This is a genomic window from Cupriavidus cauae (assembly GCF_008632125.1).
In the GTDB taxonomy this organism is placed as follows: domain Bacteria; phylum Pseudomonadota; class Gammaproteobacteria; order Burkholderiales; family Burkholderiaceae; genus Cupriavidus; species Cupriavidus cauae.
In genome coordinates this window covers 279,183-288,937 of sequence record NZ_VWRN01000035.1, presented here as the reverse complement: position 1 = coordinate 288,937, position 9,755 = coordinate 279,183, and the positions used below count along the sequence as shown (strand labels likewise).

General features: G+C 71.1%; 3 protein-coding genes. 2 read left to right on the top strand and 1 reads right to left on the bottom strand.

The genetic code is table 11. The features are described 5' to 3' along the window. Positions 1-5,917, bottom strand: a 5,917-nt coding sequence (locus F1599_RS14835) for a DUF4781 domain-containing protein (RefSeq protein WP_190286361.1), incomplete at its 3' end; no start/stop codon positions are given. Positions 5,918-6,829: 912 nt separating this feature from the next. Between F1599_RS14835 and F1599_RS14825 the strand changes: the two genes are divergently transcribed. Both F1599_RS14825 and F1599_RS14820 read left to right on the top strand, forming a co-directional pair. Beyond that, a complete protein-coding gene (locus tag F1599_RS14825) occupies positions 6,830-8,122 on the top strand; it encodes an MFS transporter (protein WP_149318291.1) in 1,293 nt (430 codons plus the stop codon). A 494-nt stretch (positions 8,123-8,616) separates the two neighbouring features. After that, positions 8,617-9,669: a helix-turn-helix transcriptional regulator gene (locus F1599_RS14820; protein ID WP_223819652.1), complete on the top strand. Its 1,053-nt coding sequence runs from the start codon at positions 8,617-8,619 to the stop codon at positions 9,667-9,669. Positions 9,670-9,755: the final 86 nt, after the last annotated feature.

Below are 9,755 nucleotides of genomic sequence, written 5' to 3'. Positions count from 1 at the left end.
TGCCCGGCGTCGCCGTCCGCAACTGCGCCGACAGCGCGTCGGTCACCCGCGCGGCATCGTTGGCGCTGCGCAGCGCCTGTCGCCATGCGCGCAGGCTGGCGGCCGCGGCGCGCCGCGTATCGCGCTTGCGTACCCGCGCCGCGGCAAGTAGCAGTTCGGCATAGGCGCGCCGGACCTCGCGCGCCGAGTCGCTGCTCCGCGCCTCGGCACGGCTGGGCACGAAGCCCTGCCAGCGACGTACCGTCCCGGCCTCGCCGCCCTGGTAGCGCTCTCGCGCGCCGCCCGCCGCCGCGAGACGCCGGGCCACGTCGGGCGAATGCGCGGCCACGGCATCGACGAAGGCCTGCCATGCCGCCAGCTTGGACTTGGTATTGCCAGCCGCCGCGGCCTTCGCCGCGAGCGCGCTGGCGCGCTCCTGGTAGAAGATCGCGCGGCCGGCATCGAGCCGGTTCAGCGCGCCGTTGCGCGACGCCCGGTTACCGTCCGCGCGCGGGCGTGCCGGCCCCGATCGCATCACGGCCGACCAAGTCATGCCGTCGGCAGTACGAGCGGCGGTCCCCGTCGCTGCATTTGGCGAGAGGCGCAGCGACGCGCGCGGCGTCGGCATGCCCAGCCGCCGCGCCTGCAGCCACAGCAGGCCGGTGCCGGCATCGGCCATCCCCATGCGGAACCGTTGCCGCAGCGACGCCGCCACGGCGCGTCGCCAGCGTGGCGGCAGCGCCGGCATCCCCGCAGCCGGATCGGCCGAGCGGCGCGGCGCGACCGCATGGATATCGCCTTCGATCGATGCGCGAACCGGCTTGGTCGCGCCCTTCGGCACATAGTCGAGCACCGCGTCGCGATTCGCGCGCATCGCGTCGAGCGTCTTCGATACCAATGCCGCGCCATCGGTGAGCGCGGTGCGATGGCTGGCGATCCGGGACACCAGCGCTTGCGCATGGGCCACGTTGCCGGCGTCGCGGGAGACAGCCGCTTGCCGCGCCGGCAGCGCGGCCCGCCACTGCTGCAGCTCGCCACGCAAATGCCGGGTGGCCTCGGCGCGCGGCGTCAGCACGGTATCCGCGCCCTTGAAATCGCGCTGGTTGGCGGCGAGGCGCCGCAGCTCCTGCCGCAGGCCGATCGCCAGCATTGGATGCCAGCTGGTGGCCAGCCGCTGCGCGGCCGCGTCGAGGCGGCGCAGGTCGCGCACGATCGCCTGCTGGCGCGCGGCGTCGGTCTCCCACTGCAGCCGCGCCAGTTGGGACTGCGCGCGCGCCTCGATCTGCCGCATCTGCTGGCGAATCGGCCCGGACAGCCAACGGTGCAGCGCGTGCCCGTCCTCGAACGCGGTCTCGCGCGCCACGCGCACCAGCTTGGCCTCCGCATCGCGCTGCTTGCCGATCGCCTGCGCCGCGCCGCGGCGGCCGGCGTCGAGCCAGTTCAGCATGCCCAGCGTGTCGACGCGGCTGAGCCGGTCCTGTACCGCGCGCCAGCGGGTGCGCGCCACGGGATAGCTGTGCGGCGGGGTTTCGGTGCGTGGCTGGGCCGCCGACGGGCCCGGCGTTGCGGGTGGCCGTGCCGCGCCGGCGGGATCGGTGCCCTGCCGTCTCGCCGATCCAGGCAATCCCGGCAAACCCCGCAATCCCGGCAATCCCGCCAGCCTCGACAGGCTCGGCAGCCGCTGTGCCAGCGTGTCCTGCCATTGCCCCAGGCGCATGCGCGCCGCCGCCAGCGGCGTCTGCGCGGCATTGCGCAGCGGCATCGCCAACGTGGACAGCGCCTGCGCGCCACGGTCCAGACCGGCCACCGTGCCGCGCCATGCCGTCGCGACATGGCGCGTGCCGGCCAGCGCGCCGGTCGCGCCCTGGCGGATCCACCGGCCGCTGACCGGATTGATCATGAACTGCACGCCGCCGAGCAGCAGCTGCGTGCGCGTGGTCGCGCGCTCGCTGGGCGTCATGTTTTCCCAATTGGACACGGCCGAGTACGCGGTATAGCCATAGGTACCGGCGCCGACCGCCAGCGCCTGGCGGCCGCTGCGGGTGGCCTGCTGCTGCAGCGCCTGCGTGCGCAGCGCGAGTTGGCTGGCCTCGTCGGTCAGGCCGCGGCTTTCGGCCACCAGCGCGCGCTGGCCGCTGCGCGCCGCGCTGACGCCGGCCACGCCGGCACGCACGCCCAACGCCGCGGCGAGGATATTGAGCCCGTCGATCAGCATCTGCGGGTTCTTGTCCGGATTCCAGCTCTGGCCATGCGAGATCTGGTCGGCAATGCTGGCGGCCGAGGTGCCCACGCCATAGGCGGTCGCCGCGCCGGCAGCCGCCATCGCCACCGGCGCCAGCGCGCCGCCGGAGCCGACCACCAGCACCACGCCGGCGACGATGCCGACGCCGGCCGCCACCGTATCGAGATGGGTCTTGCGGCGGAAGCTCTCCCAGCCGCTCTCGATGCGCGCGTCGCCGATCTCCAGCTCGATATTGCCCTTGCTGTCCACCGTGAACTCGCCGTCGCGCGGCATCGCCAGCACGGCATCGGCGGCCGGCAACGTATTGTTTTCGCGGTAGTCCTTCAGGTCGTCGTAGGCGCGTCCGGCCTCGTCGACGAAGCGCGGCCCCTGGTCCGTCTCGACCTTGAACAGCATCGTGCGCGTGATGCCGCGCTCGCGGCTGGCGTAGACCACCGGCAGCAGCGTGACCCGCGCGTGCTCGCCGCCCTGCTCGATCAGCTGGTCGGCCACCACGTCGAGCATGTCGGCGTAATCGTCGTCGATGCCGGCAAAGATGTCCTGCTTGCGCAGCGTCTCCGTCTGCGCGTCGGCGTCGCCCGCAAGCTGGACCTCGGGCGGAATGCCGAGCGCCAGCCCCGCCATATTCCGGGCATGCGTGCGGCCCGCCATCTCGTAGGGCCGGCCGCCATAGTCGACGTAATGCTGGTTGATGACGCCCTGCGCCATCGCGCGCGGTTCGGAGACGAACAGCTCGTACAGCGCCGCAGGGTCCTCACGCTGCTCGGGTGTCAGCGTCGCGGTCAGTGCGCGGGTCTCCTGCGCGGCGCCGGCCTGCGCGGCCTCCTGCACCAGTTGCTGGCGCGCGGCGTCCTCGTCGTCGAGCGCCTGTTGCAGCGGGGCCCAGGTCGGGGCGTCCTGCTCGCGGAGATAGGGATGTTCCTGCTTCCATGCCTGGTGCTCGTTGCGCAGCCGCTCGACGTCGTCGCTGGCCGCGCCGCTGTCGCGCTCGCTGCGATAGCGTTCGAGCTCGGCGGCGCTGGCCGAGGCCGTGGCACGCGCGCGCTCCAGCGCCTCGCCGGTGGAGATCACGGTCTCGTCCTTGTCCGCGTCGACACCGCGGTCGCGCGCGCGGTCCTCGGCCTCGAAGCGGGCGCCCAGCGCGGCCAGCAGCGCGCGATGGTCGGTGTCGACCTGCGCGGTGAGGCGGGTCAGTTCGGGGTCGTTGTTGGCGTTGTTGGCGTTGTTGGCGTTGTTGGTATTGGGACCATTGGGACCGTTGGCGCCATTGGCATTGGCATTGGCATTGGCCGCCGCGTTACCGTCTCGGCGCGCCTGCGCGATGGCCTGCGCGTCCTGGTTCAGCGTCTCGTAGTCGCGCCACGCGGTGTCCTCCGCCGCGATCGCCGACTGCAGTTGCGCATGCGCTTCCCAGACGCGCGCGGTAACCGGGTCCATTTCGACGCGCGCCGGGCCTTGCCCCGGGATCGACAGCGTCGTCGACGAAGCGGGATAGCTGCCGTACTGGGTCAGCGACGGCGCCGAAAACTGCGCAGGGTACTGGACATACCATCGCCCGTTCTCCTTGACGGCAACCGGTGGCGAGCCGGGCGGCGCCAGCAGCGGTGCGGCGCTGGACGTAGTCGGCGTGGCCGAGCTGGCCGGCGTCGACGACGTGGCCGACGGCGATGGCGCGGACGGCTTGTCGCCGGTGGCATTGCTGGCCACCGGGTCGCCACCGCCCGGCAACACGGTCCAAGGCGCCGGCCGCGCGGCTTCGCCGAGGTTTGGCGCGCCAAGGTTCGGCGTCAGCAGCGGCGAGGTCGACAGCGACGGGGCCGTGCCCGGCGACGATCCCGGCGGCTGCGTGGACGGGGCGAGCGGCCCGGACGGCCCGGACGGCCTCGACGGTCCGGACGGTGTAAAGGGTCCAGTCGGCCCGGCCGGCCCCGACGCCGAGAAATCGTGCGTGCGATGGGCCTCGAGCGCCAGCGCATATTCGCCCTCGGCGGCGCGCCTTGCCTCGGTAGCGGCCAGCGCGTCGCTGCGGTCGTGCGCCAGCGCCTGGGCCAGGCGCGTTTCGTCGCGGCGCTCGCGCGCGGTGTCGATTTCCTGCTGGGTCGCGCCCGGGCGCCGCACCGTCGCCTCATAGGTCTGCGCCGCGTTGGCGGCGGCCTCGTCGGCGGTGGGCAAGGCTCGCTGCGCGGCACCGCCGTCCTTGCGCCATTCGTCGGTCCGGCCTTCACGCAGCGCATCCGCCGCGTCGCCGTCGGCCTTCGCGACCGTCCCTTGCACGTTCGCGCGAGCCTGGCTGGCGGACTCGCGCAACGTGGCGATGCGGCCTTCGTCCGGCGCACCGGTTCCGCCCTTCTCTCGCGCGCGCAGCCCCTCCACCAGCGCCGCGTCGGCCTGCTGCGAATGGCGCAGGGCCTGCAGCGCGTCGTGGTCGCCTCGGGCGGCCTGCATGCGGTCCTGCGCGTCGGCGTAGGCGATGCGCGCCTTCTCGCGGGCGTCGGGATCCGCCGCGCCTTCGTAGGCCGTGCGGGCCTGCCCGAGTCCGGTCTGCGCCTCGCGGTGCTCGGTGTCGATCCCGGCGGCACGGTCGCGCAGGGCCTTGCGCGCGGCCTGATCGTCCTTGGCCGATTGGGCTTCGGTGAGCGCCGTCTGCGCGGCTGTATTGCGTTGCTCCAGCGTCTGCCTGGCCTGCCGGACCTCGGGCGGTTCGACCAGGCATTGATTGGCGCGCGTCTCGTCGACGCGATGCTGCTCTTCCTCGGCGGCGAGGTCGTTGGCGGCCACCTGCGCATCCCACGAGGCCTGCGCGGCGACTGCCTGCCGGTCCGCCACCCACCATGCGTCCAGCGCCGCGCCGTAGGCATCGTCCGCGCGCTGCAGCGCCGCGGCATCGCCCTCCGTGCGGGCACGCTCGCGCGCCGCGCCGGCCTGCTCCAGCTCGCGCCCGGTCCTGGTCAGCTCGCGCTGCGCGGCATCGCGCTCGTAGCGGCGCCATTCGGTTTCGAGCGTCGCGGCGGCGCTGTCCGACTGCCGTCGGGCGGCAGCGGCCGTTTCGCGCGCCTCGGTCAGCGCCTGCCGGTCGGCGGCATCCAGCTTGCTCGGATCGCTGCCCGGCGACGCCAGCGCCGTCACCGCGCGGTCGGCGGCGGCCAGTTCCGCATCGGCCCGCTTGGCGGCGACATCGGCGACCGCGACTCCGTGCAGTTGCTGCGCATCGTCGTACGCGGCCTGCGCCGTGTCGACCTTGGCCTGGTTCCGCGGACCCGGCTCGCGCAGCGCCTCGGCCCTGGCCTCGTCGAGCGCGATGCGCTTGTCGTGCGCGTCCAGTTCGAGCGCGGCCTCGTTCAGCTCGGCCTTGCGCGTTGCCGCGGTGGCTTCGGCGGTCTCGGCCTTGGCGATATCGTCGCGCGACTGCGAGCGCTCGGCGGTCTCGCGCGCGGCTTCCGCCTGCTGGCGCGCGGCCGCCTCCGCCTCCTGCGCCTGGCGCAGGCGTTCGAGCATCACGGCAATCTGTTCCCGCATCTGCTGCAGGCGCGCCTGCAGCTCGGCCAGTTCGCGCTGGCGCTGCGCGGCCGAGTTCGCCTCGGCCTCGGCCGCGCTCGGCGGCGGCGCGGACGGTGCCGGCGGCGGTGGCGGCGGAGGGGGCGGGACCGTGACCGGGCGCAGCATCGAGGGACCTGACAGATCGGCGGGATAGCTCATCGTGACCTCGCAAGGAAGGCCGGGCGAGGCACCATGCCGATGCGGGCGCGCCCTGACCCGGGGCGCCGCCATCAGACCGCTCGTCGATGAAGGCCCCGTGACGACACGAACCCTCGTGGTGCAAAGCGCCGCCGCTGCGGCGCTGCACAGCGATATCCCTACGAGTCTCCGTAGCGCATCCCCTGCCCCGCTTGTCACTGGCGCGCCGTATGCTTACGCGTTGCTCTCGATGAGCCGAACCGACGGGCCGAACCGACGGGCCGAACCGACGGGCCGAACGACGCGCCGAACGACGCGCCGAACGACGGGCCAAGCGATGGCGCGAACGGAGGGTGGGCGGTAAAGACGTTGGGAGGCGTGCGGCATCGCCATTTGGCGACATCGCGTCATCGGGGAAAACCCGATATCGCCCCTGGAGCGCGGGAATGCCAGATCAGGCCGGGGCCCGCGTATTGACTGTGATTTAGTGGTGATCTCAATTTTTTCTTATGAGGACCCAAGCTAAAAAATAGTTGGACGAGGCGCCCGGCTAATTTGAAGAATGCAGATGCCGGGGGACGTCCATCGATGCATGACAGGTTCCCGCAGACCGCCGCGAGTCAAGCGACATCGCCGCGGGCCACCGCGATCGCGCGCCAACTCTCCAGGCGCGCATCGGCACACCGCCGTGCCATCGCGGCCGCCAGTGCGCGGGAACCAGAACAGCGACGACGATCGTCGACCGGCCGGCAGCACCAGCGGTGCCAGCCCGCCCAATCTGCCGAGCTTTGCCGCGCATTGCCGATGCGCATTGCCGAGATTTGCCGCGATGGCCCGATTTGCACGCAATCCGCCTGCAAATGGGGACACGCGTTCTGGCCCGGATCAAGCCTGTACCGACGCACCGCGACGAGACACCACGACGAGGAACGCATGGAAACGCAGATTGGCAGCATCCAGGGGGAGCAGCAAAGCCGACCGTCGACCGGCCTCTTTGCCTGGTATCGCGATATCACGCCGGGCGAGCGCCGCACGTTCTGGAGCTGCAAGGTCGGCTACGCGCTCGACGCGATGGACACGCAGTTCCTCAGCTTCGTCATACCGACACTGATCGCGACATGGGGCATCACGCGCGGCGACGCGGGCTTCATCGGCACCGCCACGCTGCTGACCTCGGCCGCGGGCGGCTGGATCGCCGGCATCCTGTCCGATCGCATCGGCCGCGTGCGTACGCTGCAGCTGACCATCGTCTGGTTTGCCTTCTTCACCTTCCTGTGCGGCCTGGCGCAGAACTACGAGCAGCTGCTGATCGCCCGCGCGCTGATGGGCTTCGGCTTCGGCGGCGAATGGACCGCGGGCGCGGTACTGATGGGCGAGGCGATCCGCTCGCAGGACCGCGGCAAGGCGGTCGGCATGGTGCAGGCCGGATGGGCGCTGGGCTGGGGCATGTCCGCGCTGCTGTATGCGCTGGTGTTCAGCATCCTGCCGCCGGAAACCGCCTGGCGCGCGCTGTTCCTGATCGGCCTGCTGCCGGCGGTGTTCGTGATCTTCCTGCGGCGGCTGGTCAAGGAGCCCGAGGTCTACGCCGAGCACAAGGCCAGGGAAGCCGCCTCCGCCGAGAAGACCTCGTTCGCCGCGATCTTCTCGCCGAAGCTGCTGACCATCACGCTGCGCGCCGCGCTGCTGACCACGGGCGCCCAGGGCGGCTACTACGCGATCACGACTTGGCTGCCGACCTTCCTGAAAACCGAGCGCGGACTCACCGTGCTCGGCACCGGCGGCTATCTGGCGATGGTGATCGTCGGCTCGTATCTGGGCTATATCACCAGCGCGTACCTGACCGACCGCATCGGCCGCAAGCGCAATTTCATGCTGTTCGCACTGTGCTCGATGGCGATCGCGCTGATCTACACGCAGATCCCGGTCAACGACACGGTGATGCTGATCCTCGGTTTCCCGCTGGGCTTCTTCGCTTCCGGCATCTTCGCCGGCATGGGCGCGTTCCTGACCGAGCTGTTCCCCACCAGCGTGCGCGGCTCCGGCCAGGGCTTCTGCTACAACGTGGGCCGCGCCATCGGGGCGCTGTTCCCCTTCCTGATCGGCCATGTCAGCCAGACCATGCCGCTGGGACAGACCATCGGCGTGTTCGCCGCCGGCGCCTATGGCGTGCTGATCATCGCCGCGTTGACGCTGCCGGAAACGCGCGGCAAGACGCTCGAAGCATGAGGGAACAGGCAATCCATGCCGGCGGCGATAACCCTTCAAGATTTAAGGAAAGTGGCGGATATACAACATCATCGCCGCATCGCATCAACCGGCCGCAGGCCTTGCCGCGTCGCGGCCCGCGGGCATCGCGGCGGATGGCAATGCGGCCCCGCATCGCACGGTTGGAATGCGCGCTCGATGTCGTGACATCTTGCCTTGCAATAATTTGGCCGGCGCCGGATGGCAGCAGCCAGCGATGGCGCCATCACGGTATCGCACCACCACAGCATCGATATCGATAGCGATAGCGGCCGCGCAACGCAGGGCAGGCACAACACCGGGCACGCCGCACCGTGGCGCCATCCGGGTTTTCCGACGGGAATGGGTCAGCAGTATGTTGGGCTTCGCCTGAAGGCCGGGCCAGCGAGTGCCATGTCGCTCGCGGATCGGGCCGAGGCAAGCCTTCACGCTGCCGCGTCAACGCGGCGGCCATACGCATTTGTCGGAGGCGATCGATGGAAAAAGAAGTGGAAGCCGGCCTGGGCCGCGACAGCAGCCTGTCGCGGACCCTGAGTGCCGACCTGCCGCGCGCCACAAGCGGCGGCACGTCGGCCCGCGGTCCACGTGGCCTGCCGCCCGTGGTGGGCCCCCACGGCATCAAGGTATTCGGCGAACGGCATATCGTTCCCGTCCAGCGGCGCACGCGCCAGGGCGGCATGCCGGGACTGGTCGAGGCGATGCTGCGCGAAAGTTCGCATGAATCGCGCACCGCGCTGATGCAGTCGGCGATCCGGGGGATCGGTTTCGACTGGCTCGGCTATGGCACCGCCACCACCGTGGGCGGGCAGGTGCAGATGCGCACCTTCCTCGATACCTATTCGCATCCGGGCTGGCGCGATTACTACCTGCGCGAGCGCTATTACGAGGTCGATCCGCGCCAGCCGCGCCCGGGTACTTACGGGCTGCCGCTGGTGTGGGACGTCAGCGACCTGGAGCGCAGCACCTCGGGCGGCACGCAGGCGCTGCGGCTGCGCCGCTTCCTCGACGACCTGCGCGACGCCGGCATCCGCAGCGGCGTGTTTCTCAACCTGCCGATGCCGGGCACCAGCGACTTCGTCGCGATCAGCTTCGCCTCCGGCATCGAAAGCCGCCGCTGGATCGGCGACCCGGTGATCGGCCAGGCGCTGACGGTCGGCTTCGCGCTGCACGAATTCCTGACCTGCCACGCCGATATCCCGGCGCTGGGCGGCACGCAGCGCGACGGCCTGTCCGAGGTCCAGCGCGACATCCTCGCCTGCCTGGCGCAGGGGCTGTCCGACAAGCAGATCGCCAACCGCATGGAGATGTCGATCTTCAACGTCGACTACCACATGCGCCGGCTGCGCAGCCATTTCGGCGTGCGCAATCGCGTGCAGCTGGCGCATGCGGCCACGATGCAGGATCCAACCTTGATCGCCACGGCGGTGGAAAGGATGGATCGGGCCGAACGGATGGAGCGCAGTGGCGGCGGCCTTCGCGAACGGACGGCGGCGCGGTATTGCGCGGAAGAGGCGTTTCTTGACGGCTGAGGGGCTGAGGGTCTGATGCGCTGATGGCGAGGCGCGCGGTGAGTGCAAGCCATCCTCCGCCCTTCATCGCCCTGGGCCTTCTGCCC

What these genes read in the sequence shown, in the direction of transcription:
- F1599_RS14825 (WP_149318291.1), top strand. Translation starts at nt 6,830, where the DNA reads ATGGAAACGCAGATTGGCAGCATCCAGGGGGAGCAGCAAAGCCGACCG.
- F1599_RS14820 (WP_223819652.1), top strand. Translation starts at nt 8,617, where the DNA reads ATGGAAAAAGAAGTGGAAGCCGGCCTGGGCCGCGACAGCAGCCTGTCG.